Here is a 26,536-nt window from a genome sequence, read left to right on the forward strand (position 1 = left end):
GAAACCGTCATGTCCGCGTGTCCCCCGGGGTCGATGCCCCGTCCCTTTCTGCTTGGTATCGGGACTCAATGCCCCGTCCCGGTCTCCGGTTCGTCGTCCTCGGGCGCGGAGTCGAGGTCGCGCTGGACCCGCTCGTCCCGCAGCAGCCTGTCGATGCGCGCCGCCTCGTCGAAGGTCTCGTCCCGCCGGAACCGCAGCTCCGGCGCGAATTTCAGGTTCACCCGTCGGGCCACCGCCTGGCGCAGCACCTTCCGGTGGCGCTCCAGAGCGGCGATCACAGGCGCCTCGTCGAGGCCGCCGAGCGGCATCACGTAGGCGGTAGCGAGCTTCAGGTCCGGCGACATCCGCACCTCCGGCACGGTCACGACATGCGTGCCGAGCACCGGATCCTGGATGTCGCCCCGCTGGAGCACCTCGGCGAGCGCGTGCCGCACGAGTTCGGCCACGCGCTGCTGGCGCTGCGAGGGGCCGGTGGAGGTCGGTTTCTGAGCCATTCTGTCTCGGGCCGGCCCGCCGGAGCGGTCGGCGCACGTCCTGAAAAAGAAAAGACGGCCGCGGCAGGTGCCGCGGCCGCCCTGTCCGGATGAGTCCGGAGCGTCAGAGGGTGCGGCGGATCTCCTCGACCCGGTAGCACTCGATCACGTCGCCCGCGCGCATGTTCTCGAAGTTCTCGAAGGCCATGCCGCACTCCTGGCCGGAGGTGACTTCCTTCGCGTCGTCCTTGAACCGCTTGAGCGTCTTGAGCTTGCCCTCGTGGATCACGACGCTGTCGCGGATCAGGCGGACATGGGCGCCCCGCTCCACGATGCCGTCGGTGACGCGGCAACCCGCGACCTTGCCGACCTTCGAGACCTCGAAGACCTCCTGGATCGTGGCCTCGCCCAGACGCTCCTCGCGCAGCGTCGGCGGCAGCATCCCCGACAGCGTGGCTTTGATGTCGTCCACGAGGTCGTAGATGATGTTGTAGTACCGGATCTCGATGCCGGCCCGCTCGGCGGCCTCGCGGGCCTCCTTGTGGGCGCGCACGTTGAAGCCGATGACGACCGCCTTCGAGGCCTGCGCCAGGGTGATGTCCGACTCGGTGATGCCGCCGACACCGGCCAGAAGGATGCGGGCCGCGACCTCGTCGTTGCCGAGCTTCTCCAGCGCGCCCGAGATCGCCTCGACCGAGCCCTGCACGTCGCCCTTGATGACGACCGGCAGCTCCTTGCGGCCGGCACCTTCCTTGAGGTCGCGCATCATGTCGACCAGCGAGCGGTTGGCACCGCCGGTCCGCGCGTTCTGGCGCTCGCGCTTCTGACGGGCGCGGTACTCGGTGACCTCGCGGGCGCGGGCCTCGCTCGGCACCACGATCACACGGTCGCCGGCGTCCGGCGTGCCGTTGAAGCCCAGCACCTCGACCGGAACCGAGGGGCCGGCGTACTGCACGTTCTCGCCCAGATCGTCGATCAGGGCGCGCACACGGCCCCACTCAGCGCCCGCCACGACGATGTCGCCGGTGAACAGGGTGCCGCGCTGGACCAGAACCGTAGCCACAGGGCCGCGGCCGCGGTCGAGCTGGGCCTCGATGACCGTGCCCTCGCCGTCGCGCTTCTCGTTCGCGCGCAGATTCATGATCTCGGCCTGGATCTGGATACCCTCCAGAAGCTGCGGCAGGCCGGCGCCGGTCTTGGCCGAGACCTCGAACTCGAGGGTCTCACCGCCCATCGACTCGACCTGGATGTCGTGCTGCAGCAGCTCCGTCCGGACCCGCTCCGGCTTGGCATCCGGCTTGTCGATCTTGTTGACCGCGATGATCATCGGGACACCCGCCGCCTTGGCGTGCTGGATGGCCTCAATGGTCTGGGGCATCACGCCGTCATCGGCCGCGACCACGATCACCACGATGTCGGTGACCTTGGCGCCGCGGGCGCGCATCGACGTGAACGCCGCGTGGCCGGGCGTGTCGATGAAGGTGATCATGTCGCCGGACGGCGACGCGACCTGATAGGCGCCGATGTGCTGGGTGATGCCGCCGGCCTCGCCCTCGACCACGTTCGCCTTGCGGATCGCGTCGAGCAGCGACGTCTTGCCGTGGTCGACGTGTCCCATGATGGTGACCACCGGCGGACGGGGATCGAGATCCTCCTCCAGATCCGGCTCGTCGGAAGACAGGCCCTCCTCGACGTCGGACTCGGCGACGCGGCGCACCGTGTGGCCGAGCTCCTCGGCGATGAGCTGGGCGGTGTCCGAGTCGATCACGTCGGTGATCTTGTGGATCTGGCCCTGCTTCATCAGCAGACGGATCACGTCCACGGCCCGCTCCGACATGCGGTTGGCGAGTTCCTGGATGGTGATCGTCTCGGGGATTGTCACCTCGCGGGACAGCTTCTCCTTCTGCTCCACGTGGCCGCGGCCGCTCATCCGCTGCTGGCGGCGGCGGAACGAGGCGACGGAGCGCGTGCGCTCTTCCTCGCCCGAGGTCGCGTTGGCGATGGTCAGGCGGCCGCGGTTCCGGTCGCCGCCCGGAGATTTCGGGGTCTTCGGCGGCGCGATGATCTTGAGCGGCATGCCGGGACGGCGGATCACCCGCTTGGTCTCGGACTCGTCCTCGTTGGTCTGGGCGCCGCGACCGGCGGGGCGCGCCGCGGCCGCCGCGCCGGCGGGACGCGCGGCGGTCGCCGGCGTCGCGCTCTTCTCGGGCTCGGGCGCCGGGGCCGGACGGGCCATGAAGTTGAGGTCGCGTGGCTTGCGCGAATCGGCCGTGATGGTCTTGCGCGGCTCGCCCGTGGAGGGGCGCGGCGTCAGCGGCGGGCGCGGCGCGGCCGGAGCCGCAGCGGGCGCCGCCGGACGCGCGGCGGCCGGACGGGCCGCCTCGGGTTGGCGGGCCGGCGCGGCCGCAGGGCGCGCGGGCGCCGCGGCGGGACGGGCGGCGGCCGGCTGGGCCGGCGCCTCGGCCGGGCGGGCCGGCGTCGCGACAGGTGCAGCGGCAGCGGGTGCGGGCGCAGCGGCCTGCGCCTCGGCGGCCTTGGCGGCCTCAGCCGCCGCGGCGGCGGCGGCCGCAGCCGCGGCTTTGCGCTCCTCGTCCTCGCGACGGCGGGCCTCGGCGGCCTCGCGCTCGCGGCGGGCCTGCTCCTCGGCCTCGCGGCGGCGCGCCTCGGCTTCCGCCTCGGCCTTCCGACGGGCCTCGGCCTCGCGGCGCTGGGCGTCGGCGAGGGCGGCGGCGCGGGCGGCGCTCTCCTGCTCGCTCAGGGTGCGCAGGACGACGCCCGAGGCGGCGCGCTGCGCCGGACGCGGCGGCTGCGCCGTCGGTGCGGGGGCCGCCGGGCGCGGTGCGGGCGCAGGCTCACGGGCGGGGGCGGCCGGTGCCGCACCGATGACGCGGCGCTTCACCGTCTCGACCACGACCTGCTTGGAGCGGCCATGGGAGAAGCTCTGACGCACGGTGCCCGCCTCGATCGGCCGCTTGAGGGAGAGCGGCTTCGGGGAAGTCCGATTCAGAGTCTTGTCGCCCGGGTTGTTCGTATCGCTCATTCAGCCTGAACCCTGAGGGTTTCCATCGTCCCGTGAACCGACACCCGGTGGCGCCGGTCAAAATAGTCCTGCGTCGTCAACGTGAGGCTTCGTCGACCCCGCCGATTCGGGCTGGATCGGGCTCCCCGGTCGCCGCGGCGGCGCCCTCGAAGGAGCGTAGCCGACGCCAACGCGACAGGCAGCCGGCGGCTCCGGCTCCTGCGACGAGCGCAGCGTGTATCACATGATCCCGACCTAAGGCCATGTCCAATTCGTCCTCGGACAGGTCATCGATGATCGGGATCCTTGACATGGCGTCACCGTGGCGCCTGTGCAAGGCCGACGCGATCTTCCGCCGGCCGTCCGGACTCGCCTCGGCGGCGTGAATCACCGCGATGGCGCCGGGCTGGCCGCCGATCGCCGCCTCGACCTTCGAGAAGCCCGCGACCACGCAGCCCGCCTTGTTGGCCATGGCGATGGCCTGCCGCAGGTCCTCCCGGAGTCCCGCGACGATCCGGTCCGGCAGGTCGGGTGCGGCCGGTGTCGGCCCCTTGAACGCCCGCGCGAACAGGTTCTTGCGCACCGCGGTGGCGACCGCCTCGCGGCGGGCGCTGACCCAGGCGCCGCGGCCCGGCAGCTTGGCACGCAGGTCGGGCACGACGCTGCCGTCCGGCCCGCGCACGAACCGGATCATCGCGTCCGGCGCCTGCGCGACGCGCGTGACGATGCAGGTCCGCTCGGGCAAGCGGCGGCCGGGGCCGGCATCGAGCCCCCCGGCCTCCAGCCCGTCCTCGGGCGGGGTCGTGTCGACCGCGACCATCGCGCCTCCGCCGGCTCTCGGCTCAGGCCTCGGCCTGCGCGGGGGCGGTCTCTTCGCCCTCGGCCGCCTCGGCACCCTCCTCGGCCCCTTCCTCGGTCTCCGGCTCCGGCAGAGCCTCGATCCAGCCGGCCTTCAGGCGGGCGGCCATGATCAGGGCCTCGGCCTCGGCGCGGGACAAGTCGAACCCGTCGAGGTAGCCGGCGTGGCGCACGGCGTCGGGACCGCGGCCCTCGGTGTAGCCGACGAGGTCGTCGGTGGCGCAGCCCGCCAAGTCCTCGACGGTCTTCACGTCGTTCTCGCCGAGCGCGACCATCATGGGCGTGGTGATGCCCTCGATCTCGCGCAGCTCGTCGGACACGCCGAGCTCGGTGCGGCGGGCGTCGTGCGCCTGCTCGATCCGGGCGAGGTGGTCCTGGGCGCGGGCCTGGATCTCGGTCCCAGTCTCCTCGTCGAGCCCCTGGATGCCGGAGAGCTCCTGGATGTCGACGTAGGCGATCTCCTCGACGTTGCGGAAGCCTTCCGCCGCGAGCAGCTGGCCGACCGTCTCGTCGACGTCGAGCGCCTCCATGAACACCTGGGTCCGCTCGGCGAACTCCTTCTGGCGGCGCTCCGATTCCTCGGCCTCAGTCAGGATGTCGATGTCCCAGCCGGTGAGCTGCGAGGCGAGGCGCACGTTCTGGCCCCGGCGGCCGATCGCCAGCGAGAGCTGGTCGTCCGGCACCACCACCTCGATGCGGTCGGCCTCCTCGTCGAGCACCACCTTCACCACCTCGGCGGGCTGGAGGGCGTTGACGATGAAGGTCGCCTCATCCTCCGACCACGGGATGATGTCGATCTTCTCGCCCTGGAGCTCGCCGACGACGGCCTGAACGCGCGAGCCGCGCATGCCCACGCAGGCGCCGACGGGGTCGATGCTGCCGTCGCGGGAGATCACCGCGATCTTGGCGCGCGAGCCCGGATCGCGGGCCACCGCCTTCACCTCGACGATGCCGTCGTAGATCTCCGGCACTTCCTGGCCGAACAGCTTGGCCATGAACTGCGGGTGCGAGCGCGACAGGAAGATCTGCGGCCCGCGCACTTCCGAGCGCACGTCGAACAGGTAGGAGCGGATGCGGTCGCCCGGCCGGAAGGTCTCGCGCGGGATCATCTCGTCCCGTCGGACGATGCCCTCGCCGCGGCCGAGATCGACGATGACGTTGCCGTACTCGACGCGCTTCACGATGCCGTTGAGGATCTCGCCGATGCGGTCCTTGTACTCGTCGAACTGGCGGGCGCGCTCGGCGTCGCGGACCTTCTGGACGATGACCTGCTTGGCCGACTGGGCGGCGACGCGGCCGAAATCGAAGGGCGGCAGGGTGTCGGAGATCACGTCGCCGACCAGCGCGCCCGGGTTGTAGCGGCGGGCCTGGTCGAGGGTGATCTCGCGGGCGTCGTTCTCCACCTGATCGACGACCAGGAGGTGGCGCGAGAGGCGGAGCGCCCCGGTCTTCGGGTCGATCTCGGCGTGAACGTCGGTCTCGGCGCCGTAGCGGGAGCGGGCGGCCTTGGCGATCGCCTCCTCCATCGCGTCGATCACGATGGAGCGGTCGATCACCTTCTCGCGGGCGACCGCGTCGGCGATCTGGAGGAGTTCGAGCCTGTTGGCGCTGACGACGGCCATCGGTGTCGGTCCTTCTCTTCCGTCAAATCTTCGGGCCGGCCGCCGGGCAGCCGACGCGGGGGTCTCAGTGCAGGGAATCGCGGTCCTTGAGCCGGGACGCCTTGGTCACGACCGGCTTCTTGGGGCCGGTTCGGGCCTGTTTCTGGGGCTTGGCCGCGGGGCTGGCCTTCCGGGGCCCCTTTGGCTGGAAGGGCGCCCGCGCAGGCGACGACGCGCTCTCCGCGGCGACCTCTTCGTCCTCGGCCTCTTCGGCCTCGTCGGCCTCGTCCGCGGCGGGCGGCCCGCCGCGGCGGAGCGATTCGCGGATCAGCTCGTCGGTGAGGACGAGATGGGCCTCGGCGAGGTCCTTCAGCGGCAGGTCGATGCGGCTCGGCAGCCCTTCCTTCACGTCGGGCAGGTCGATCGGGACGGTCGTCCCCGTCGGATCGGGCGCGCCCAGGATGCCGCGGAACCGCTTGCGCCCGTCCAGCGGCGGGCTCAGCTCGACCTTCGCCTCGTAGCCCGCCCAGCGGGCGAAGTCCGAGACCCGGACCAGCGGCCGGTCGATGCCGGGCGAGGACACTTCGAGGTTGTAGGCGCCGCCCACCGGATCGTCGACGTCGAGGATCGGCGAGATCGCGCGGCTCACCGCCTCGCAATCGTCGATCGTGAAGGTGCCGTCCGGCCGCTCCGCCATGATCTGCACGGTGCAGCCGTTGACGTTGGACATCCTCACCCGGACCAGCCGGAAGCCGAGGCCCGCGAGCGGCCCCTCGATCGCCTGCGCGACGCGCGCGGCGACCCCGGCCTCGCGGACGAGGCGCTTCTCGGACAGATCCGCTTCAATCTCGGACGACATGGATGTTCAGCGCGCAACCTTCGCGGCGTCCTGCCTGGCCGCCCGCGGCGTGGGGCCTCGTGCGGCGAGAGGGTGTGCGGCGAAAAAAAAGAGCGGACCCGGTGGGGCCCACTCCCGAACCGCAGCCTCTCGACTGCCATCAGAACTGTTGAGAGCTAGATAGCGGTCCCGCGCCCGGAGCGCAAGGCGGATCCGTCGCACGGCGCCACCCTGTCCTTCCCGATCCTGGCCGCATCCTGAGGTGCCGGAGCGCTGCGGAGGCCTCGAAGGAGGATTCCAGATACCGCTGAGAGCCCCGGAAGTCGCCTTCGAGGCTCGCTGCGCTCGCACCTCAGGATGAGGGGATTGGCTAGAGATCGGCCGCGCTTCAGCCGCTCCTCGGCACACGCCCCTCGAGCGGATAGGCCGGATCGTTGTAGCCCGGCGTGGTCGGGTGGCCGGCGGCGACGAATCCGTCGACGAGGGCCTCGTCCTCCGGCGTGAAGGCGTAGTCGAGGGCGCCGAGATATTCCTGCCACTGCGCCTCCGTCCGCGGCCCGGCGATGACACCGGTGACGAGGCGGTTGTTCAGCACCCAGGCGGTGGCGAACTGGCCGGCCGTGATGCCGCGGGCCTCGGCGTGCTCCTTCAGGGTCCGGGCGATGCGCAGGGATTCCGGGCGCCACTCGGTCTGCATCATCCGGGCGTCCTGGCGGCCGGCGCGGGACTCGGCCGGCGGCGGCGTGTCGGGATCGTACTTGCCGGTGAGCACGCCGCGGGCGAGCGGCGAGTAGGGCACGACGCCGAGCCCGAAATGCGCGCAGGCCGGCAGGTGCTCGGTCTCGGGCATCCGGTTGAAGGCGTTGTAGTAGGGCTGGCTCACCACCGGCCGGTCGATCCCGGCCTCGTCGCAGAGCCGGCAGATCTCGGCGACCCGCCAGGACCGGTGATTCGAGACGCCGAAATGGCGGATCTTGCCCGCCCGCACGAGGTCGGCGATCGCCCGGACCGTCTCGGCGAGCGGCGTGTCGTGGTCCTCCTTGTGGAGGTAGTAGACGTCGATGACATCCGTGCCGAGGCGGCGCAGGCTGTCCTCGGCGGCCCTCATCACGTGGACCCGCGAGAGGCCGCGGTCGTTGACGCCGGGCCCGGTCGGGTTGGCGACCTTGGTGGCCAGGACCCAGGCGTCGCGCTCGGCCTTGATCGCCCGGCCGGTGATCTCCTCCGACCGGCCCTCCGTGTAGACGTTGGCCGTGTCGATGAAGTTGATCCCGGCCTCCCGGGCGCTGGCGACGACGCGGCCGGCCGTGGCCTCGTCGGTGGGGCCGCCGAACATCATCGTGCCGAGGCAGATCGGCGAGACCTTGAGGCCGGAGCGGCCGAGCGTGCGGTACTGCATGGGATCCTTCCAACCTCCGTCGTCCCGCTATCTCGCCGCGGGAACGGCGCGGTCAACCACAACACAGGTCAACGCCGCCCTGTAACCTGCGCCCGCCCGCGGCGAACCGACCCGTGACGGCACCGATGGCCCGGGCAGCCGTTCCCGCCGGTGGCCCGTTCCGCCGGCGCGGCGCCGTCGTCCACCGCGAAGCTTCCGTTCGGACCCATGATCGATCGCTTGGCCGCTCACCTCGGCATCCCGCTCCCCTGGCTCGACCGGGCCGGCCGTCTCTCCTGGCTGAAGCTCGCGGTGTTCGCGGGCTGCGTCGCGCCCGCGCTCTACCTCGCGGCCGCCTACCGGCTCGACGCCCTCGGGGCGAAGCCGATCACCGCCCTGATCCACGCCACCGGCGAGTGGGCCGTGCGCTTCCTGCTCTTCTCGCTGGCGATCTCGCCGCTGCGGCGCCTCGCGGACTGGCCGAAGGTCATCGTCGTGCGGCGCATGCTCGGCGTCACCGTCATGGCCTACGCGGTGGCCCACCTCACCCTCTACGCCGTCGACCAGAATCTGATCCTCACCAAGGTGATCTCGGAGATCGCGCTCCGGCTCTATCTGACGATCGGCTTCGTAGCCCTGGTCGGCTTGATCGCCTTGGGGTTGACCTCCACGGACGCGGCGATCCGCAATCTCGGCCCGAACTGGAACCGCCTGCACCGCCTCACCTACACGATCGCCGTGGCGGCCCTGGTCCACTACTTCCTGCAGTCAAAGATCGATGTCACCGACCCGGTCTTCTCGGCCGGCCTGTTCCTGCTGCTGATGGGCTGGCGTGTGATGCGGCGCTTCCGGTGGCCGGAGCGGCCCTGGTCGCTCCTCCTCCTGGCGATCGTCGCCGGGCTCGCGACCGCCGGGCTGGAAGCCGCCTGGTACGGCCTCGCCAGCGGTGTTCCGGCCAACCTCGTCCTCGCCGCCAACCTGGACTTCTCCGGCCCGATCCGGCCGGCCTGGTGGGTGCTGGCCGTCGGCCTGTCGTTCCCGCTCGTGGCGCTCGCGCGCGGCCCGCAGGCCCGCACCGCCGGCCCGGCATCGCGCGGGCAACCGGGCCCCACGCCCCGCCGGGACGCTGTCCGGAGTGCCGTGCGGGAGCCTGTCCGGGAGCCCTTGTCGCCGCCGGCGTGATGCCGCAGAACCCGCTCCCGGTCCTCCGCCGCCGGCGGCCCCGGGCCCAGCGGAGCTTTCGAGACGCCATGCGCGGCACGCCTCTCCTGATCGCGGGCTTGCTCGCGCCGAGCCTCGCCTTCGCGACGCCCCCCGCAACCCCGCCCGCGAAGCCGGCCGCCAAGGCCGCGCCCGCCGCGCCGCCCTTGGCCGCCGCGCCGGCCGCCGCGGCCTGCACGCCGCCCGAGCCGCCGCCGGCCTCCGCGCGCCCGGCCAAGCCGGCGCTGCCGCCGAAGCCCGCCTGCCTCGACGCCAAGGAGGGCTGCCCGGGCTGGGAGGCCTACAGCTACAACGACGCGATCAAGGCCTATAACCTGCAGGCGCAGGCCTTCCGGCCGATCGCCGAGGCCTACCTGCAGAAGCTCAACGCCTACGTGAAGGCGAGCGCGGACTACGCCCAGTGCGAAGTGAACGCGATGCAGAAGTAGCCGGCTGAACGTCAGCCGACACGGCGACTCGGGGGCGGTTCAGGCGCCCGGTCGCACCCTCCGGCGATGATGGCCGCGATCCCCGCGCGCCCGCCCACGCCGAGGCCACCGTGCCCGCTCGTCGACTCCTCGTCCGAACCGGTTTCTGCGCCCTGCTCCTCGCCGCCGGCCCGGCCCTGGCCGCCGATTTCGACGGCCCGTACCCGCCGCCGCACGGCTACGGCGGCCCCGCTCAGGAGGACGAGCCGGAGCGCCGGCCACCGCCGCCCCCGCCTCCTCCGGGCCCGAGGCCCGAGCCCGAAGTTCGAGGGCCCCGCTTCACCGCTGTGCCCCCCGAAGCGTCCCCGGAAGCGTACCCGGAAGCGTGCCGGGAATTCGTGCGGCGGCGCTTCGGTCCGGACGGGGAGCCGGTGCTGCGGCGGGTGCGGGTCTGCGACGAGCCGGTCGTCGACCGCGGGCCGCCGCCTCCGCCCCCGGAGGACATCCCACCCCGCCGCTGGGGCGGGCCGCGCTGGTAGCGCGGGGCCCGGCTCAGATCCGGGCCGGCGCCTTCCTGAGTGCGGCCGCGAAGGCCTTGAGCTGGCGGTTCAGATCCGCCAGCTCGTTCAGCGCGATGGTCTTGTGGCCGTCGCGGACCGCGCGCTCGATATCCTCGACCTGCAGGTCGACGAGGCGGCGGATGGCGGTGGCGACTTGTTGTCGGGTCATCGATTCGAGCGTCTCGTCCGAGCGTCCTGGCGGGCCTCAACGGACGGCCGGTACACGGCCGTCGACACGTTTCGGTGATAGGCCGGTAGGCTTAACCGATGGTGTCCGCGGCCCCGCCGTGCACAGGGGATCGGGCCCCGGCCGAGGCCCTAGCGGCGCTCGCGCATCTCGGTCCGGCGCATCGGCATCGCGTCGATCGTGGCGAACAGCCTCTGCGGCGCGATCGGCGCCGCTGCGGTGATCTTGGCGCCCCCGTCCTTGCCGATCAGGACCGCGCGGAAGCTGTCCGCGGGGAGGCCGAGGCGCTCGCGCAGGGTTCGCGCCTCCGCCCCGGAACCGACCGCTTCCAGCACCACGAGGTCGCGCTCGGCGACACCGGCGCGGACCGAGGCCAGCGCCGCCCGCTGCGCCCGGAGCTGAGCGTCCCCGGCCTCGGGCGCCGACAGGACCAGGACCCGCGCCCGGTCGCGATAGCCGTCGAGGGGCCCGGCCGGGGCAGCCGCCGCCGCCATGGCTGTCGTGGCTGCCAGTCCGAGTCCCAGTGCCGTCTCCCGCATGCCGACGCTCCGCGCTCCCGAGTCGGGACAACGCGCGACTCGTCCGCGCGATCACGGCGGCGCCTTTGCCTCCCGGGCCCGGCGCCCCAGATCGGAGCGGGAGCCAGTTTCCGGGAGTCCGCCATGACCACCGCCATGAACCGCCGCATCGTCCTGGCCTCGCGCCCGCACGGCGAGCCGCGGCCCGAGAATTTCCGCCTGGAAGAGGTGCCGGTGCCGCAGCCCGGACCCGGCCAGGTCCTGCTGCGCACCCGCTGGCTGTCCCTGGACCCCTACATGCGCGGCCGGATGAGCGACGCGAAATCCTACGCGGCGCCGGTCGAGATCGGCGCGCCGATCACCGCCGAAACCGTCGGTGAGGTGGTCGCCTCCAACCACCCGGATCACGCCGTGGGCGACCTGCTGACGGCCTTCGCGGGCTGGCAGGAGTACTGCGTCACCGACGCCAAGGGGTCGCGCAAGGTCGACCCCGCCGCCGCTCCGCCCTCGACGGCGCTCGGCGTGCTCGGGATGCCGGGCATGACCGCCTATACCGGCCTCCTCAACATCGGCCGGCCGAAGTTCGGCGAGACCGTCGTGGTGGCGGCCGCCGCCGGCCCCGTCGGCTCCCTGGTCGGCCAGATCGCCAAGATCCACGGCGCCCGCGCCGTCGGGATCGCGGGCGGTCCCGAGAAGTGCCGCTACCTCACGGAGGAGCTCGGCTTCGACGCGGCCATCGACCACCGCGGATCCGACCTGCCGGGCACGCTCGCCGCAGCCTGCCCGAAGGGCATCGACGTGTACTTCGAGAATGTCGGCGGCGCGGTCTTCGCGGCCGTTCTGCCGCTGCTGAATCCGTTCGCGCGGATCCCGGTCTGCGGCCTCGTCTCCGCCTACAACGCCACCGAGGTGCCCCCCGGCCCGGACCGCCTGCCCGGCCTGATGCGCTCGGTCCTGACCAACCGGCTGCACATCCAGGGCTTCATCGTCTGGGACTTCGCCGAGCAGGCGGAGACGTTCCGCAAGGAGGTCGCCGGGTGGATCCAGGACGGGCGCGTCCGCTACCGCGAGGACGTGGTCGAGGGGCTGGAGAACGCTCCGGAGGCGTTCATCGGCCTGTTGAAAGGCCGGAATTTCGGCAAGCTCGTGGTCCGGGTGTCCTGACAGAGCCTTGCCGCCCGAATGGAACAGAGATAGAACAAGAAGATCCGTCGGCGCTGCGGAAAGCGGGCACAAGCCTGACCCGCCGGTTGCCGCTCCGGAAGCCCGGGCGCATGGTTCGCGCGCCGCCGGGCTGGTGCCCTGTGAGATCCGTACGACTAGGAGAGAGCGATGGCGGGCAGCGTCAACAAGGTGATTCTGGTGGGCAACCTCGGGCGCGATCCCGAGATGCGCCGCCTCGGTTCGGGCGACCCGGTCTGCAACCTGCGGCTCGCAACGTCGGAGTCCTGGAAGGACAAGGCGACCGGCGAGCGCAAGGAGAAGACCGAGTGGCACTCGGTCGTGATCTACAACGACAACCTCGCCCGGGTGGCCGAGCAGTACCTGCGCAAGGGATCGAAGGTCTACATCGAGGGTCAGCTCCAGACCCGGAAGTGGACCGACAATTCCGGCGTCGAGAAGTACACGACCGAGGTGGTGCTCCAGCGCTTCCGCGGCGAGATGACGATCCTCGACGGGCGCGGCGGCGGCGGCGACTTCGCCGGCGAGGACGAGGGTGGCGGCCAGATCAGCCGCGGCGGCGACTTCGGCGGTGGCCGGGGCGGTGATCGCGGCGGCGATTTCGGCGGCGGCCGCGCCCAGGGCGGCGAGCGGCGTCCGGCCCCGGCCTCCTCGGGCGGCGGCGGCGGCAGCCGCGGCGGCTACGACCTCGACGACGACATCCCGTTCTAGGATCGTGTCCGGTCCAGGGGCAGCGCCCTCCCTCACCTGGGCGGGCCGCCCGCTCGGGTGAGTCGAACCTCCGGGCCGGAACGGCCCGGCCGTATCGATGCATCGTCCCGGGGCCGCGCGGCGGAGCCCGGGATCCGGATCCGCCGACGCGCTCGGATCGCGCGCCGGCGCAGGTTCCGGGTCGCCCGCCTCCGGTGCCCCGGAACGCCGCCGCTCAGCCCTTGAGCTGCCGGTTGCAGGCCGAATAGTAGCCGCCGCCCTTCTCGATCCACTTCATGCCGCCCAGCGTGCCGGCGGCCTTCGCGGCGTTGTAGCTGTCGAGGCAAGTGTGCATCCGGGCCTTGCCGGCCGATTCCCTGGCGTATCTCGGATCAACGGCGCGGGGGAACGTGGCCGACGCCGCGGCGGCGGACGTCGTCCCGGCGCGCGGAGCCGCCGGCGGGGCGGCCGGCGCGGTCGTCGCCGCGGTGGGCGAGACCGGATTCGGCGCGGTCGTCGGGGCGTTGTCGGCCGCCGCACCGCACTCGGCCTTGCGGAAGTCGTTCCACTTCTGGCCGTTCAGCGTGCCCGCCTGCTTGGCGGCCTGGTACTTGACCGAGCAATCCTTCGCGGAGAGCGCCGCGGCCGGCGAGGCGCCGGCCACCACGCCGGCGATCATCAGGGATGCAAATACATAGCGACTCATGACGAAGAATCTCCGGGACACTATGTTGCGTCCCGAAAGAGATTAATACGGCTCTATGCCGTCGTGAATATGGCTTTGTCCGTTCCGGGGGGACAAGTCGGTGGCCGAGCACTGGTCCAGCACCGGCCGGCCGCGGATCCGGAGGCGCGCGGCGGGCCGAGCTCGAGACGCGGCGACCGGTTCGAGGGTCGCCGGTGCGGATCACCAGCCGCCGTAGGACCGGCGCGGACCGTCGTAGCCACCGTAGCCGCGGTCGTAGCCGCCGTAGCCGGGCCGGCCACCGTAGGGTCCGCGCGGGCCGCCCCAGCCCCAGCCGCGATCGTTGGGCCGGCAATGGCCCCAGGGATTGGGGTGGAAGCCCGGACCGCAGCCGCCGGCCACGCGCTCGATCACCGCGCCGGCCTCGGGCGGGCCGTAGCCGAACGGCGCCGCGTTCGCCGCCGTGGCGGTCGCGAGGCCCGCCGCGGCCATCGCGACGAGGCCGAGCATCTTGGAGCGCATCATGACACGATCTCCTGAACCTGCGTCCCGGACGCACCGGGCCGATGACAGGAGGATGCGCCGGCGGCTGTGAACCGGGACAGGCCCGGGCATTCATCAACCCGACGGCTTCGACCGGACGGGTCGGAACGCGGAGGTCGATCAGGCGGCCTGGAGCTGGATCGGCGCCGGTGCGGGCGCCCGCGAGCGCGCGAACAGATCGGCGCCGACCGTTTCGCCCGCGGCCCGGACGAGCGTGGCCTCGTCGCAGGACCGCGCGACCTTCAGGCCGAGCGCCTCGAGCCGCGCGTGGTCGGCGCAGTAGGCGGCGATCCGGGCGCGGCCGTAGGCCGGCATCGGCGCGAGCAGCCGGTCGCGCTCGGCATCGTCGGCGCGGAACAGGGCCGAGATCAGCTCGATCGGAACCGGGTAGCGCGCGAGGGCGCTGGGGTGGGGTCGGTTGCCGTCGCGCGCCATGGATGCCTCTCCGCTTCGCTGTGCGGTGGAAGGTTCAGCAACCATAGTTAACGATCAGTTGTGATCGCGACCTGGGCGCTCCGGTGCCGCTCCGACCGGCCTTCCTGAGAGCCCGGCGAGCCGATCGGCCCGTCGCCTCAGCGGCGGGGCGGGCTCACCCAGGCGCCGCCGGCGGCGCGGTCCGACTCGGGCGTGGCGAGCGCAGGCTGCGCGTCCGCCCAGAGGACGACCGTGCCCGCGGCCGGCGCGATCGAGCCCATCGTCTCCGGGTCGGTCCACGTGGGGGCGCCCGCGGCGACCAGCGCGGGTGCCGCCGACGGATCCGGCAGGTTCCGCTCGTAGCCGGCGACGACCGCCGCGAGGGCGATCGCCACGAGGAGGAACGCTAGACCGTCGACGATCATGGAGCCGAGTCTCGGCATGGTGCTCGCGCCTGTTGACCAAGCATCCGGGCTACGGCGGCAGGGTTAACGAACCCTGTCCGAACTTGGCGGATCGGGCCGGTGCCCTCACGTGTTGCGCGCGCCGCGCAGCGTCTTCAGGCCGATGCCGGTCGACTCGAAACCGCCGTCGACGGCGAGCTGCTGACCGGTGATGTAGGAGGCGCGCTCCGAGCAGAGGAACACGATCGCCTCCGCGAGTTCCGTCTCCAGCCCGTAGCGACCGAGCGGGACGGCGTCGTGGTAATCCGCCCGGATCTCGGGGCTGTGCACCGCCTTGGCCATCGCGGTGTCCACGGGGCCCGGGGCGACGGCGTTCACGCGGATCCCGTACTGCGCCAGCTCGGCGGCCTGCTGCTTGGTGAGCTGCGCGAGGCCCGCCTTGCTGGTGCCGTAGGCGGTCCGAAGCGTCGAGGCGCGCAGGCCCGAGATCGACGTGATGTTCACGACGGCCCCGCCGCGCTCGGACAGGAGCGGGACCGCCGCCTGCGTGCACAGGAACGGGCCGGACAGGTTGACCGCCAGCACCCGCGACCAGTCGGCGAAGGTGGTCTCCGTCAGCGGCTTGAAGATCGCGATGCCAGCATTGTTGACCAGGGCGTCGAGGCGGCCGAACCGGTCGGCGACCTGCCGGATCGCCGCCGCCACCGCCTCCGGGTCGGAGACATCGGCCGTCACCGCGAGCGTGGCTTCGGGGCGGCCGAGCCGCTCGGTCGCCGCCGTCACGCCCGGGCCGTCGATGTCGAGCAGGGCGACGTTCCAGCCGTCGGCGAGGAAGCGGGTCGCGGTGGCGAGGCCGATGCCGCGGGCAGCCCCCGTCACCAGCGCGGTCCGGGCCTGGGCGTCGCTCATGGTCGTCTCCGTCGGGATCGGCGGCGCCCGGATGGCGCGGGGCGGCGTTCGGGTCCGCAGCGGCGCCGTCGCCGCGTGCCGGACCCGGAGGCCTTCGGGGCCGTCCCGCCGTTGAGAACCGATCCGCGGTTAAGGTCTGATTGATCGCGCGCGCGCCGTCGAGGGTCTCCCCGAACATCCGCCCGGCGATGACCGGCATCCCGGCTCCTCCGCTCACATCCGCTCGAATCGGCCCTTCGCCGCGCCCCGACGGGTGAGCAGGCGGACCAGACCGAGACCGATCAGGCCGGTCGCGCCCGCCAGGATCAGCGCGGGCCGGACGCCCGTGCGCGCCGCCGCGCGGTCCAGCGCCACCTCCAAGCTTCCCGCGATATTGACGGCGAGCGGCACGACCTGCGTGTCGAGGAACAGCTTCGGACTCGACGGACCCGAAGGCTTTCTCAAGAGATAGTCCCGACCGACCGCCACACTAACCTCCGTTAGGATCAAGATAATCTCGCGAACAAAGGGTGACGCCCGCGGTTTCAACGGGGAACGTCGCGATGTGCCCGCTGTTTCCCGGCGGCACGGTTCGGAGATCGCCCCCCTTGGACAAGCCCGAATTCAAGCCCTACCGCCTGCCCGCCGGCGGGTGGGGCTCCGCCCTGTCGGTCGGCACCATCCTGCGGCGCGAGGGCGTGCTGGCGAGTGGGCCGATCGCGCTCAGCCGGCACAACAAGGTCGACGGCTACCAGTGCAACAGCTGCGCCTGGGTGAAGCCCGCGAGCCCGCTGCCCTTCGAGTACTGCGAGAACGGCGTGAAGGCCGTGGCCTGGGAACTCACCGCCCACCGCTGCACGCCGGACTTCTTCGCCACCCATACGGTCACGGAGCTGCTGGACTGGGACGATTACCATCTGGAGCAGACCGGTCGCCTCACCCATCCGCTGCGCTACGACCCGGCCACCGACAAGTACGTGCCGGTCTCCTGGGGCCACGCCGTCGAGGAGATCGCCCGCGAGCTCAGGGCCGTCCCGGACCGGCAGAAGGGCACCGTGTTCTACAGCTCGGGCCGCCTGTCGAACGAGGCGAGCTACCTCTACCAGCTCTTCGCCCGGCTCTACGGCAACAACAACCTGCCGGACTCGTCCAACATGTGCCACGAGACGACCTCGGTGGCGCTGCCGGTGAGCATCGGCCAGGCCGTGGGCTCCGTGTCGCTCGACGACTTCGCCCATTCCGACTGCATCATGTTCTTCGGCCAGAATCCCGGCAGCAACGCGCCGCGGATGCTGCACCCGCTGCAGGAGGCGAGCCGGCGCGGCGTCCCGATCATCACCTACAACCCGCTGCGCGAGCGCGGCCTGGAGCGGTTCCTGAACCCGCAATCGCCTACCGAGATGCTCACCGGCAAGGCGACGCGGATCAGCTCGCAGTACCATCAGGTGAAGGCGGGGGGCGATCTCGCCGCCATCGCGGGCATCTGCAAGGCGGTCCTCGCCCTGCACGACGCGGCCCGGGCCCGGGGCGGCGACGCCGTTCTCGACGAGGCCTTCATCCACGACAACACCCACGGCTTCGACGCCTTCGCCACCTGGCTGCGCGCTCAGGACTGGGACGAGCTGGAGCGCCGCTCCGGCCTGCACCGGGCCGACATGGAATCGACCGCCCACGTCTACAGCCACGCGAAGGCGACCATCGGCGTCTACGGCATGGGGCTCACCCAGCACCGGGCCGGGGTCGAGACCGTCCAGATGCTGGTGAACCTGCTGCTGATGCGCGGCAATATCGGCCGCTCCGGCGCCGGGATCTGCCCGATCCGGGGCCATTCCAACGTGCAGGGCCAGCGCACGATGGGGATCACCGAGAAGCCCGAGCTGTTCGACCTCGACCGGCTGGGCCAGCAATTCGCCTTCGCGCCGCCCCGCGAGCCGGGCTACAACACCGTCGAGGCCTGCGAAGCGATCCTGCGGGACGAGGTCAGCGCCTTCGTCATGCTCGGCGGCAACTTCGCCCGCGCCATCCCCGACCACGGCCAGATGGAGCCGGCGTGGCGCCGGATCCCCCTGACCGTCAACGTCATCACCAAGCTCAACCGGACCGCGCTGCTGCCGGGCGCGATCAGCTACGTCCTCCCGGTCACCGGCCGCCTGGAGATCGTCGAGACCTCCAAGGGCCAGCAGGTGCTCTCGATGGAGGACACCTCGGCCTGCGTGCACGGCAATCGCGGCCTGCGCCGTCCGGCCTCGCCGCACCTGATCAGCGAGATCCGCCTGATCTGCGAGCTGGCGCAGCGCGTCCTCGATCCGAACCCGCGGGTGCGCTGGGCGGCGTACAGCGAGGATTTCGCCGAGATCCGCCGCGAGATCGGCGAGACGCTGCCGGACTCGTTCTGGGACTACGAGCGGCGCATGTGGGAGCCCGGCGGCTTCCAGCGCGACCTGCCGGCGAACCGGCGCGAGTGGCGCACGGAATCGGGACGGGCCAACTTCGTCACCCCGACCGGGCTCGACGAGGACGCCGACATGCCCGATGTCGGCCACGACACCCTGCGGCTGATGACGCTGCGCAGCAACGACCAGTTCAACACCACGGTCTACGGCTATTACGACCGCTTCCGGGGCATCAAGAACACCCGGAAGGTGGTGCTGATGAACCGCTCGGACATCGACCGGCGGGGCCTCAAGATCGGCCAGCCCGTCACGCTCCGGACGGTCGCCGATGACGGCGTCGACCGCAAGCTCTCGGGCCTGCTGGTCGTGGCCTACGACATCCCGATCGGCTGCATCGGCGGCTACTACCCCGAGTGCAATGTCCTGATGCCGATCTGGCACTACGCGATCGGCAGCAAGACGCCGGCCGCCAAGACGATCCCCGTCACGGTGCACCCCGACAGCGACGCGGTCCTCGCGCCGGAGCTGGAATACGCCACCGGCTGAGGCGGACGGACGGCGTCCTCGTGGCTTCGAGCGGCGTCCCTCCCTCCGCGGCGGCGCTCGCCCGGATCGCCGCGCCCGCGTCAGAGCATCGGCATGCCGCCGGTGACCGGCACCAGCGCCCCGGACATGTAGCTGCCCTCGCGGGAGGCGAGCAGCACGTAGGCCGGGGCCAGTTCCGCGGGCTGGCCGGCACGGCCGAGCGGCGTCTGCGCGCCGAGCTGCTCGATCTGATCCGGGCTCTTCACGATCGGCTGGATCGGCGTCCAGACCGGCCCGGGGGCGACGCAGTTCACCCGGATCCCCTTCGGCGCCAGCAGGTTCGACAGGCCGATGGTCAGGCTCGCGATCGCGCCCTTGGTGGCGGCGTAGATCAGCATGCTGGGATCGGCCACCTTGGCCTGCACGCTGGTGCTGTTCACGATCGCCCCGCCCGGCTTCATGTGCGGCACCGCCGCCTGGGCGAGGTAGTACATGGCGAAGACGTTGGCGCGGAACGAGCCCTCGATGTCGGGCGCCGCCAGATCGTCGAGGCCCTCGTTCACCACCTGCGCGGCGGCGTTGTTCACGAGGATGTCGAGTCGCCCGAAGGCCTCGACGGTGCGCGCCACGAGATCCCGGCACTGGGCCGCGTCGCGGATGTCGCCGGGGAGCAGCAGGCAGCGGCGGCCGGCCTTCTCCACCCAGGCCCTCGTGTCCTCGGCATCCTCCTGCTCGACCTCGAGGTAGGAGATCGCCACGTCGGCGCCCTCGCGGGCGTAGGCGATCGCCACCGCCCGGCCGATCCCGGAGTCGCCGCCGGTGATCAGCGCCACCTGGCCGGTGAGCAGGCCCTTGCCGACGTAGCTCTCCTCGCCGTGGTCGGGGCGCGGCGACATCTTCGTAGTGAGGCCGGGGCGGGGCTGCTGCTGGTCGCCGGGGAAGGGCGGCCGGGGGCCGGCCTCGCGCGGGTCCTGGGTCATCGTGTGCGGCTCCTCGGCGGGGGATCCGCAGAATCTAGGGCCTTCGCGGCGGCCACCGCCTGCGCCCGGGGGTCACAGGCGGTCGCCCTGATCGGGCGGTCTCAGAAGGCCCGATTGCGGGTGGCGTGCGGGCCGCCGTAGCGGCGGCGCAGGTAGGACACGACCTTGGGGAGGAGGAAAGCGATCAGGATCTTGCGCATCGGGGCTCGCTCGCGTCACGGGTTCGTGAGCGGGCAATGCTCGGACCGCGCCGCAGTTCCGCGCCCGGTCACAGCTCCAGGGTCAGGGTCACCGGGGCGTGGTCCGAGGGGCGCTCCCAGGCCCTCGCCTCGCGCAGGACCTCGACCTTCCGGACGGTCCCGGCGAGGTCCGGCGACACCCAGGCATGGTCCAGCCGCCGACCTTTGTTGGCGGCCGACCAGTCGGGGGAGCGGTAGCTCCACCACGTGTAGATCTTCTCCGGCTCCGGGGTGAGGTGGCGCGCCGCGTCGATCCAGCCCGCCTCACCGCGCAGGACCTCCAGCGCCTCGGTCTCCACCGGCGTGTGGCTCACCACGTCGAGGAGCTGCTTGTGCGACCAGACATCGTGCTCCAGGGGCGCGACGTTGAGGTCGCCCACGAGGATCGCCGGCCCGGAGACGCGCTTCCCACCCCAGGCGCGCAGTTCGGACAGGAAGTCGAGCTTGTGGGCGAATTTCGGATTGAGGTCGCGGTCCGGCACGTCGCCGCCGGCCGGGACGTAGAAGTCGTGCAGCACGATGCCCGAGGCCGCCCCGGCCTCCGGCCCCAGCACCGCCGAGATGTGGCGGGCGTCCTGGCGCTCGCAGAAGCCCATCACCGAGCGGGTGTGCAGGGGGAAGCGCGAGAGGATCGCGACGCCGTTGTAGCCCTTCTGGCCGGCGAACATCACGTGCTCGTAGCCCGAGCCGCGCAGGGCCTTCAGCGGGAAGGCGTCGTCCGGGCACTTGGTCTCCTGCAGACAGAGCACGTCCGGTTTGTGCTCCGCGAGGAAGCGCAGAACCAGATCGATGCGCAGGCGCACCGAGTTGATGTTCCAGGTGGTGACGGTGAGTTGCACGAGCGGCGCTGGGGTTCTGACGGCGTTGCGCTCCGATAGCCGATTTCGCGGCCCGCGACAGTCCGCTCACCGTTTGCCGGGCGAAAGGCCGTGCGCGATCGACCGGCAGGCGCTATGCCCGGGCCCTGCCCTGTCCCGGGCCCCTCGTCGAGGCCCGCCATGGCACATGCCCGCTCGCTCCTGTTCGCCGTCTACTGGGCCGCCTGGACGACCCTGTTCCTCGCGCCGCTGGCGATCTTCCTCCTGTCCGGATCGCCGCAGCGGCCGATCCGCCGGGCGACGCGGCTCTGGGCGCGCGGGATCCTGGGCGGGCTGCGGCGGATCGTCGGGCTGCGCTACGTCGAGGAGGGCCGCCAGCACCTGCCGGACGAGCCCTGCCTGATCGTCGCCAACCACCAGTCGACCTGGGAGACCCTGGCCTTCCTGGTCCTGGTGCCGGACGTGGCGATCGTCGCGAAGCGGGAACTGCTGGCGATCCCGGTGGTCGGCTGGTTCCTCCGGCGCTCGCCGATGATCGTCATCGACCGGGCCAGGGGCACCCAGGCCCTGCGCACCATGATCGACGGCGGTCGGGAGGCGGTCGCGGCGGGCCGGTCGGTGCTGATCTTCCCCGAGGGCACCCGCGGCGCGATCGGCGAGCCGCTGCGCTTCAAGCGCGGCGTCGAGTTGCTCTACGGCCGGCTCGGCCTGCCGGTGGTGCCGGTGGCGCTCAACTCCGGCCTGTTCTGGCCCGGGGGCGCGGCGACCCGGTCCGGCACGGTGGTGGTGAGCTACCTCGCCGCCCTGGCTCCCGGCCTGCCGACCGCGGAGTTCCTGCACGGGACGGAAGGCGCGATCGATCGGGAGTTGAACCGGTGGCGGCCCGGCGGCGCGGCCGGGCTCGGCGCCTCCTGAGGGGCGCCCCCGTCACTTCTGCGATTGCTGGATCTGCTGCTGCATCGCCTTGTCCTCGGAGCGCCCGTAATTGATGAAGAACAGGCTGCCGTCGACGCTCTTGCCCTTCTGCAGGTTCGAGAGCGTCACCGTGGTGACGTAGCCCTGCGGGTCGGTGATCCGCCACTGCGACAGGGTCTTCATCTCGGCATCGAAGAACAGCTGGATCTTCGAGGTGCCGCCCAGGGTGGCGCGGTCCTCCAGGCTGATGCGGACGCTGCCCGGATCGCTCGCCACGTCGGTGACGGTGAGATCGCGGGCGAGGTCGATCTTCTCGCGCAGGAGGAATTTCAGCGGCGTCTGGGCGATGAAGTAGAGGTCCTGGGTGTTGAGCTTGCGGTCGCGCACCGCCACCGAGGTCCCGTCGGCGACCACCTCCAGGGGCGAGGGCTGGTCGTAGTCGAAGCGCAGACGGCCGGGCTTGGCGAGCGTCAGCTTGCCGCCGATCCGGCGGCCATCGGCGCCGATCTGCACGAAGTTGCCCGACAGGGTGTTGATGCCGTTGAAGTAGGCGTTGGCCTGCGCCAGCAGCGTGGCGGGATCGGCCGAGTCGCCGGTGACGATCGCCGCCGGGGCGCCCACCGCCGCGACCTTCGGCTCGGGCGCCTTGTGGTCCGCCTTGTCGCTCGCCTTGTCGCCACCCTTGCCGGACTTGGCGCTGCCGGGCTTCGCCTCCTTGCTCGCCTCCTTGGCCTTGGGCGCGGGCTTCTTGGCCGGCGCCGGCGCCGCCGGGGCGGCTTCCGGTTGTGGAGCGGGCTCCTCCTTGTGGCCGAACAGGCTGTCGATGAAGGCGCCGACCTGCGCGTGGGCCGGGTTGGCGGTCGCGAGCCACAGCCCGGCGGCGATCACGGAGCCGGCTGTGCGGATGCGGCGGCCGATCATCGGCAGAATCTCCTGGGGCACCGCGGGCAAGCTCCGGCGGCAAACGGGGCGGAACATAAGTTGGCGGGCTGCCGCAGACGTCTCGGTGCCCCTTCGCCCTCGCGAGCGGAGCGAAGCAATCCAGGTGCGCCGCGCGCGTCGACGTCGCGCTGCCCTGGGTTGCGTCGCTCCGCTCGCGAGGACGGGGCGGGTTTCGCAGGCCCTGTAGAACCCCGGCCTGTGGCGAAGATGCGACGCCCGGGCCGCCGCGCAGGGGGGCGGCCCGGGACGGAGCCTGTCACTCGTCGTCGTACATCCCGGCCGAGCTGTGCGTCGCCCCGGCGACCAGGATCTCGCGCTTGCCGGCGTGGTTGGCCGGGCCGACGATGCCCTCGATCTCCATCCGCTCCATGATGGAGGCGGCGCGGTTGTAGCCGATCTGCAGGCGGCGCTGGATGTAGCTCGTCGACGCCTTCTGGTCGCGCAGCACGACCTCGATCGCCTGCTTGTAGAGGTCGTCGGACTCGCCGCCGGTCGCCGCCGCGAAGGCGCCGATGTCGAAGACGGGGGCCTCCTCCTCGGGCTCGTCGGACCGCTCGGCCTTGTCGGCCGCGGCGGCCTTGGAGCCCCGGCCGGACCGGCCGCCCTCCTTGGCGGGCTCCTCGGGGGTGTCGTCGGCGGTGACGGCGTCGAGGTAGCTGGGGCGGCCCTGGCGCTTGAGGTGGGCGACCACGCTCTCGACCTCGCTGTCCGAGCAGAACGGCCCGTGCACGCGCGTCGTGCGCCCGCCGCCGGCCATGAACAGCATGTCGCCCTGGCCCAGAAGCTGCTCGGCGCCCATCTCGCCCAGGATCGTGCGGCTGTCGATCTTGCTCGTCACCTGGAAGCTGATCCGGGTCGGGAAGTTCGCCTTGATCGTGCCGGTGATCACGTCCACCGACGGCCGCTGCGTGGCCATGATCAGGTGGATGCCCGCCGCCCGCGCCATCTGCGCCAGACGCTGGATCGCCCCCTCGATGTCCTTGCCGGCCACCATCATCAGGTCGGCCATCTCGTCGACCACGATCACGATGTACGGCAGCGGCGCCAGGTCCATCGCCTCGTCCTCGTACACCGCCTCGCCGGTGTGGCGGTCGAAGCCGGTCTGGATCGTGCGCGTGATGGTCTCGCCCCTGTCGCGGGCCTCCTTCATGCGGGCGTTGTAGCCGTCGATGTTCCGGACGGCGATCTTGGCCATCTTCTTGTAGCGCTCCTCCATCTCGCGCACGGCCCACTTGAGGGCGATGACCGCCTTCTTCGGATCGATGACCACGGGGGAGAGCAGGTGCGGGATGCCGTCGTAGACCGACAGCTCCAGCATCTTCGGGTCGACCATGATCAGGCGGCACTCCTCCGGCTTGAGCCGGTAGAGCAGGCTGAGGATCATGGTGTTGATCGCCACCGACTTGCCCGAGCCGGTGGTGCCGGCCACCAGCAGGTGCGGCATGCGCGCGAGGTCGGCGATGATCGGCTCGCCGCCGATGTTCTTGCCGAGGCACAACGCCAGCTTGTGCTTGCTCTCGGCGAAGTCGGCCGACGAGAGGAGCTCGCGCAGGTACACCGTCTCGCGGGTCTCGTTCGGCAGCTCGATGCCGATGACGTTCCGGCCGGGCACGACCGCGACGCGGGCCGAGACCGCCGACATCGACCGGGCGATGTCGTCCGACAGGCCGATCACGCGGCTGGACTTGGTGCCGGGGGCGGGCTCGAGCTCGTAGAGGGTGACGACCGGGCCCGGCCGCACCGCCAGGATGTCGCCGCGCACGCCGAAATCCTGGACCGTCTGCTGCAGGTTGAGGGCGTTCTGCTCCAGCACGTCGGCGTCGACCTCCTCGCTGCCGCCCGGCGCCGGCAGGGCGAGCAGTTCGAGCGACGGCAGCTCGTAATCGGCGTTCTCGATCGGCGCGATCTCGAGGTGGCGGCCGGCGGGGATCAGGTGCGCACGGGGCGCCACCAGGGGGACCGACGCCGGCGCGGGGGCCGGCAGCGCCGGGACCTCGACCGCCTCGACGGCAGCCGCGGCCGGCTCGGCCTCGGCCTCGACGTCCGCCTCGACCGGCTCCGGCTGCGGCGCCAGCTTGCCGCGGAGCAGGACCGGACGCGGCGTCATCGGGATCACCACGCGCTCCACCTCGGCGCGCGCGGCGACCGAAGCGGCAGAGACCGGGGCGGGAGCGGGTTCGGGCTGGGCCGGTGGCGCCGGCGGGACGACGCTCGGCTGACCGGCCGCGCGGATCGCCGCCCGGGCCGCCATGGCGCTGAGAGCCGGCGCGCGGCGGGGCGCCTCGGACACCGGCGTGGCCGGAGGCTCGGCCGCGGCGCTGCCCGGGCCGAAGACCAGGGACAGGCCGGACGCGGCCGTCGGCGCGACGGGCGGCAGGAAGGCGCTCCGAATCGTGGCGGCCTCCTCCATCCGCGGTCCGGCCTCCGTCCCGTTATCCTGCCCGTCGGCCGGGCGCGGCGGCTGGTCGAACCGGACGAGCCGATCGAGCACGTAGACCGGCCGCGGCGGCAGCGACCGCAGGTGCGAGACGTCGAGCGGCATCGAGACGAAGCGCTCGTCGGACGCCGCCGGCGCCGCGACGGCGGCCGGGGTCGGCGCGACCTCGGCGGGCGGCGCCTCCAGGGCCGACCAGGCATCGACGGACGACCAGTCGCCGCCGTCGAACCAGGGCTGGACCTCGGACCAGTCCGGCAGGTCCGACCAGTCGCGGGCCGGGGCCTCGGCGACCGTCTCGACCAGCGCGGCGGCGACCGGCGCGGCCGCGACCGGAGCGATCGCCGCCGTGGAGGCGGTCAGCTCGACCGCGGGCCGGACCGGGCGGCGGTCCGGCGTGCGGAAGAAGCGGACGCCCGGCGGCGCGACGAAGGGCTGGCGCCACAGGGGCACCGGCTCCGCGTCCGGCGCCGAGGCTTCGGGCAGCGCCGGCACGGGCGCGGCACGCTCGGCCTCCTCGGCGGCGACCCGCGCGCGCTCGATCCGCTCCCGCTCGGCCTCCTCGCGGGCGGCCCGCTCGGTCTCCAGGGCGAGAGCGGCGGCCTGCGCCTCGGCGCGGGCGCGCTCCAGGGCGACGCGCTCGGCCTCCAGGGCGCGCTGGCGGCGCTCCTGCAGGACCGAATCGGGGGTGCGGGTGTAGCGCACGGCCGAGGGGGCGGCGGCCGGAGCCGACGCGTGGACCGGGGCCGCGACGTGACCGGCGACATGTCCAGCGGCTGGAGCTGCGGCCGGCGCGTAGTCGGGGGCGATGGCGGCGGGACGGCGCGGCTGGCGCACCAGCACGCCCGGCGAGGAGGCGCTGCGGTCGATCCGGCTCTCGAGGGCCGGACCGTCCAGGACGTCGAGGCTCGCCCGGTCGTCGAAGACCTGGGCCGGCCAGTGCGGCTCGGGCGCCGCGGCGCGCGCGGCGCGCTCGGAGCCCTCGCGGCCGACCATCGCGCCCGGCGGGGTGAGCCAGCTCGGCTCCGCCCGGCGCCCGGGCGCGCCGTAGGACGGGCGGGCGGGCAGGCCGGCGGGAGAGCCGGAGAGGCGGCGGGTGAGGCTCGCGCGGAGCGCCATCAGCCGGTGCGCCAGGGCTCCCAGGGAGAGGCCCGAGCGGTCGCCGCCGCGGACAGGGCGGGCGGGGTCACGGTGGGAGTACGGAGGCCGTCCCGATGCGCGCATGGGTTCTCAGACGATACTCGAAACAGGGATCCGCCGACGCGCGGCGGCTGTTCCTGAGTTAGGCCATTCGTCGTTAATGGAGGCTTGCCACCGGCCGCGGCGCGGAAACCATGCGGGGCGATCGGCCCGGCCATCCGGCCGGACCCCGCGTCGCCGCGACCGCGCCGTCACCGCCTCCGGGGCCAGTTTGGCCGCGGAAT

25 protein-coding genes are annotated in these 26,536 nt (G+C 72.3%); 7 read left to right on the forward strand and 18 right to left on the reverse strand.

The genetic code is table 11. The features are described from left to right. Positions 1–65: 65 nt before the first annotated feature. From rbfA to J3A75_RS25050, 6 genes are all read right to left on the reverse strand, one after another. Positions 66–494, reverse strand: coding sequence for a 30S ribosome-binding factor RbfA (gene rbfA / locus J3A75_RS25025; RefSeq protein WP_012320660.1), 429 nt, complete (start codon positions 492–494; stop codon positions 66–68). A gap of 103 nt (positions 495–597) precedes the next feature. Beyond that, the gene (gene infB / locus J3A75_RS25030; protein WP_209650803.1) at positions 598–3,513 is read right to left on the reverse strand and encodes a translation initiation factor IF-2; all 2,916 of its coding nucleotides are present in this window, start codon (positions 3,511–3,513) and stop codon (positions 598–600) included. Positions 3,514–3,589: 76 nt separating this feature from the next. After that, complete coding sequence (locus tag J3A75_RS25035) at positions 3,590–4,312, reverse strand: RNA-binding protein (RefSeq protein WP_071000008.1); 723 nt, start codon at positions 4,310–4,312, stop codon at positions 3,590–3,592. Positions 4,313–4,334: 22 nt separating this feature from the next. Further along, complete coding sequence (gene nusA, locus J3A75_RS25040; protein ID WP_012320663.1) at positions 4,335–5,972, reverse strand: transcription termination factor NusA; 1,638 nt, start codon at positions 5,970–5,972, stop codon at positions 4,335–4,337. Positions 5,973–6,036: 64 nt separating this feature from the next. After that, on the reverse strand, positions 6,037–6,810 hold the full coding sequence (gene rimP, locus J3A75_RS25045) for a ribosome maturation factor RimP (RefSeq protein ID WP_012320664.1): 774 nt from the start codon (positions 6,808–6,810) through the stop codon (positions 6,037–6,039). 367 nt (positions 6,811–7,177) lie between these two features. Beyond that, on the reverse strand, positions 7,178–8,188 hold the full coding sequence (locus J3A75_RS25050) for an aldo/keto reductase (RefSeq protein ID WP_071000009.1): 1,011 nt from the start codon (positions 8,186–8,188) through the stop codon (positions 7,178–7,180). A gap of 207 nt (positions 8,189–8,395) precedes the next feature. Here J3A75_RS25050 and J3A75_RS25055 point away from each other — a divergent pair, with 207 nt between their 5' ends. From J3A75_RS25055 to J3A75_RS25065, 3 genes are all read left to right on the forward strand, one after another. Continuing rightward, entirely contained in the window at positions 8,396–9,349 is a 954-nt protein-coding gene (locus tag J3A75_RS25055) for a sulfite oxidase heme-binding subunit YedZ (protein WP_071000010.1), read from the forward strand. Between the two features lie 68 nt (positions 9,350–9,417). After that, positions 9,418–9,816 (forward strand): hypothetical protein, encoded by a 399-nt coding sequence (locus tag J3A75_RS25060; protein ID WP_245295815.1) that lies wholly within the window; start codon positions 9,418–9,420, stop codon positions 9,814–9,816. Between the two features lie 110 nt (positions 9,817–9,926). Beyond that, positions 9,927–10,334: a hypothetical protein gene (locus J3A75_RS25065; protein WP_159392762.1), complete on the forward strand. Its 408-nt coding sequence runs from the start codon at positions 9,927–9,929 to the stop codon at positions 10,332–10,334. A 13-nt stretch (positions 10,335–10,347) separates the two neighbouring features. Here the strand turns inward: J3A75_RS25065 and J3A75_RS25070 are convergent, their stop codons facing one another. Continuing rightward, positions 10,348–10,524, reverse strand: a complete 177-nt coding sequence (locus tag J3A75_RS25070) for a hypothetical protein (protein WP_012320668.1) — start codon at positions 10,522–10,524, stop codon at positions 10,348–10,350. A gap of 149 nt (positions 10,525–10,673) precedes the next feature. Next, complete coding sequence (locus tag J3A75_RS25075) at positions 10,674–11,081, reverse strand: DUF4174 domain-containing protein (protein ID WP_012320669.1); 408 nt, start codon at positions 11,079–11,081, stop codon at positions 10,674–10,676. A gap of 123 nt (positions 11,082–11,204) precedes the next feature. Between J3A75_RS25075 and J3A75_RS25080 the strand changes: the two genes are divergently transcribed. Next, positions 11,205–12,224, forward strand: a complete 1,020-nt coding sequence (locus J3A75_RS25080) for an NADP-dependent oxidoreductase (RefSeq protein WP_012320670.1) — start codon at positions 11,205–11,207, stop codon at positions 12,222–12,224. Positions 12,225–12,392: 168 nt separating this feature from the next. Then, a complete protein-coding gene (gene ssb / locus J3A75_RS25085; protein WP_012320671.1) occupies positions 12,393–12,953 on the forward strand; it encodes a single-stranded DNA-binding protein in 561 nt (186 codons plus the stop codon). A gap of 214 nt (positions 12,954–13,167) precedes the next feature. Here the strand turns inward: ssb and J3A75_RS25090 are convergent, their stop codons facing one another. The 6 genes from J3A75_RS25090 to J3A75_RS25115 form a co-directional block, all read right to left on the reverse strand. Further along, positions 13,168–13,638, reverse strand: a complete 471-nt coding sequence (locus J3A75_RS25090; protein ID WP_029361256.1) for a hypothetical protein — start codon at positions 13,636–13,638, stop codon at positions 13,168–13,170. Between the two features lie 201 nt (positions 13,639–13,839). Beyond that, positions 13,840–14,142 carry a GCG_CRPN prefix-to-repeats domain-containing protein gene (locus tag J3A75_RS25095; RefSeq protein ID WP_012320673.1) on the reverse strand — a complete coding sequence of 101 codons (303 nt, stop codon included), beginning with the start codon at positions 14,140–14,142 and terminating at the stop codon, positions 13,840–13,842. 138 nt (positions 14,143–14,280) lie between these two features. Further along, the gene (locus J3A75_RS25100; protein ID WP_012320674.1) at positions 14,281–14,595 is read right to left on the reverse strand and encodes a hypothetical protein; all 315 of its coding nucleotides are present in this window, start codon (positions 14,593–14,595) and stop codon (positions 14,281–14,283) included. 137 nt (positions 14,596–14,732) lie between these two features. Beyond that, positions 14,733–14,999 carry a hypothetical protein gene (locus tag J3A75_RS25105; RefSeq protein ID WP_071000011.1) on the reverse strand — a complete coding sequence of 89 codons (267 nt, stop codon included), beginning with the start codon at positions 14,997–14,999 and terminating at the stop codon, positions 14,733–14,735. A 105-nt stretch (positions 15,000–15,104) separates the two neighbouring features. Continuing rightward, complete coding sequence (locus tag J3A75_RS25110) at positions 15,105–15,887, reverse strand: SDR family NAD(P)-dependent oxidoreductase (RefSeq protein WP_071000012.1); 783 nt, start codon at positions 15,885–15,887, stop codon at positions 15,105–15,107. A gap of 213 nt (positions 15,888–16,100) precedes the next feature. Next, on the reverse strand, positions 16,101–16,331 hold the full coding sequence (locus J3A75_RS25115; protein WP_245295816.1) for a hypothetical protein: 231 nt from the start codon (positions 16,329–16,331) through the stop codon (positions 16,101–16,103). A gap of 98 nt (positions 16,332–16,429) precedes the next feature. Between J3A75_RS25115 and J3A75_RS25120 the strand changes: the two genes are divergently transcribed. Beyond that, on the forward strand, positions 16,430–18,805 hold the full coding sequence (locus J3A75_RS25120; protein ID WP_071000013.1) for an FdhF/YdeP family oxidoreductase: 2,376 nt from the start codon (positions 16,430–16,432) through the stop codon (positions 18,803–18,805). A gap of 80 nt (positions 18,806–18,885) precedes the next feature. On the opposite strand, the gene J3A75_RS25125 is transcribed toward J3A75_RS25120, so the two are convergent. Then, positions 18,886–19,764, reverse strand: coding sequence for an SDR family oxidoreductase (locus J3A75_RS25125; RefSeq protein WP_029361257.1), 879 nt, complete (start codon positions 19,762–19,764; stop codon positions 18,886–18,888). Between the two features lie 268 nt (positions 19,765–20,032). Then, a complete protein-coding gene (xth, locus tag J3A75_RS25130; RefSeq protein WP_029361258.1) occupies positions 20,033–20,842 on the reverse strand; it encodes an exodeoxyribonuclease III in 810 nt (269 codons plus the stop codon). Positions 20,843–21,001: 159 nt separating this feature from the next. Here xth and J3A75_RS25135 point away from each other — a divergent pair, with 159 nt between their 5' ends. After that, on the forward strand, positions 21,002–21,736 hold the full coding sequence (locus J3A75_RS25135) for a lysophospholipid acyltransferase family protein (RefSeq protein WP_043074271.1): 735 nt from the start codon (positions 21,002–21,004) through the stop codon (positions 21,734–21,736). Positions 21,737–21,748: 12 nt separating this feature from the next. On the opposite strand, the gene J3A75_RS25140 is transcribed toward J3A75_RS25135, so the two are convergent. Both J3A75_RS25140 and J3A75_RS25145 read right to left on the reverse strand, forming a co-directional pair. Further along, the gene (locus J3A75_RS25140; protein ID WP_024829146.1) at positions 21,749–22,657 is read right to left on the reverse strand and encodes a LolA family protein; all 909 of its coding nucleotides are present in this window, start codon (positions 22,655–22,657) and stop codon (positions 21,749–21,751) included. Positions 22,658–22,934: 277 nt separating this feature from the next. Next, complete coding sequence (locus J3A75_RS25145) at positions 22,935–26,231, reverse strand: DNA translocase FtsK (protein ID WP_071000014.1); 3,297 nt, start codon at positions 26,229–26,231, stop codon at positions 22,935–22,937. Positions 26,232–26,536 lie beyond the last annotated feature (305 nt).

The organism is Methylobacterium sp. PvP105 (genome assembly GCF_017876975.1).
Lineage (GTDB): Bacteria > Pseudomonadota > Alphaproteobacteria > Rhizobiales > Beijerinckiaceae > Methylobacterium > Methylobacterium radiotolerans.

Bases quoted from the DNA above. Each gene is read 5' to 3' on its own strand.
- J3A75_RS25105 (WP_071000011.1), bottom strand. From the start codon at position 14,999: ATGATCGTCGACGGTCTAGCGTTCCTCCTCGTGGCGATCGCCCTCGCG.
- rbfA (WP_012320660.1), bottom strand. From the start codon at position 494: ATGGCTCAGAAACCGACCTCCACCGGCCCCTCGCAGCGCCAGCAGCGC.
- J3A75_RS25095 (WP_012320673.1), bottom strand. From the start codon at position 14,142: ATGATGCGCTCCAAGATGCTCGGCCTCGTCGCGATGGCCGCGGCGGGC.
- rimP (WP_012320664.1), bottom strand. From the start codon at position 6,810: ATGTCGTCCGAGATTGAAGCGGATCTGTCCGAGAAGCGCCTCGTCCGC.
- J3A75_RS25100 (WP_012320674.1), bottom strand. From the start codon at position 14,595: ATGGCGCGCGACGGCAACCGACCCCACCCCAGCGCCCTCGCGCGCTAC.
- J3A75_RS25060 (WP_245295815.1), top strand. From the start codon at position 9,418: ATGCGCGGCACGCCTCTCCTGATCGCGGGCTTGCTCGCGCCGAGCCTC.
- J3A75_RS25140 (WP_024829146.1), bottom strand. From the start codon at position 22,657: ATGATCGGCCGCCGCATCCGCACAGCCGGCTCCGTGATCGCCGCCGGG.
- J3A75_RS25080 (WP_012320670.1), top strand. From the start codon at position 11,205: ATGACCACCGCCATGAACCGCCGCATCGTCCTGGCCTCGCGCCCGCAC.
- J3A75_RS25145 (WP_071000014.1), bottom strand. From the start codon at position 26,231: ATGGCGCTCCGCGCGAGCCTCACCCGCCGCCTCTCCGGCTCTCCCGCC.
- J3A75_RS25090 (WP_029361256.1), bottom strand. From the start codon at position 13,638: ATGAGTCGCTATGTATTTGCATCCCTGATGATCGCCGGCGTGGTGGCC.
- J3A75_RS25075 (WP_012320669.1), bottom strand. From the start codon at position 11,081: ATGCGGGAGACGGCACTGGGACTCGGACTGGCAGCCACGACAGCCATG.
- J3A75_RS25055 (WP_071000010.1), top strand. From the start codon at position 8,396: ATGATCGATCGCTTGGCCGCTCACCTCGGCATCCCGCTCCCCTGGCTC.
- J3A75_RS25135 (WP_043074271.1), top strand. From the start codon at position 21,002: ATGGCACATGCCCGCTCGCTCCTGTTCGCCGTCTACTGGGCCGCCTGG.
- J3A75_RS25125 (WP_029361257.1), bottom strand. From the start codon at position 19,764: ATGACCCAGGACCCGCGCGAGGCCGGCCCCCGGCCGCCCTTCCCCGGC.
- J3A75_RS25035 (WP_071000008.1), bottom strand. From the start codon at position 4,312: ATGGTCGCGGTCGACACGACCCCGCCCGAGGACGGGCTGGAGGCCGGG.
- nusA (WP_012320663.1), bottom strand. From the start codon at position 5,972: ATGGCCGTCGTCAGCGCCAACAGGCTCGAACTCCTCCAGATCGCCGAC.
- infB (WP_209650803.1), bottom strand. From the start codon at position 3,513: ATGAGCGATACGAACAACCCGGGCGACAAGACTCTGAATCGGACTTCC.
- ssb (WP_012320671.1), top strand. From the start codon at position 12,393: ATGGCGGGCAGCGTCAACAAGGTGATTCTGGTGGGCAACCTCGGGCGC.
- J3A75_RS25070 (WP_012320668.1), bottom strand. From the start codon at position 10,524: ATGACCCGACAACAAGTCGCCACCGCCATCCGCCGCCTCGTCGACCTG.
- J3A75_RS25120 (WP_071000013.1), top strand. From the start codon at position 16,430: ATGTGCCCGCTGTTTCCCGGCGGCACGGTTCGGAGATCGCCCCCCTTG.
- J3A75_RS25110 (WP_071000012.1), bottom strand. From the start codon at position 15,887: ATGAGCGACGCCCAGGCCCGGACCGCGCTGGTGACGGGGGCTGCCCGC.
- J3A75_RS25050 (WP_071000009.1), bottom strand. From the start codon at position 8,188: ATGCAGTACCGCACGCTCGGCCGCTCCGGCCTCAAGGTCTCGCCGATC.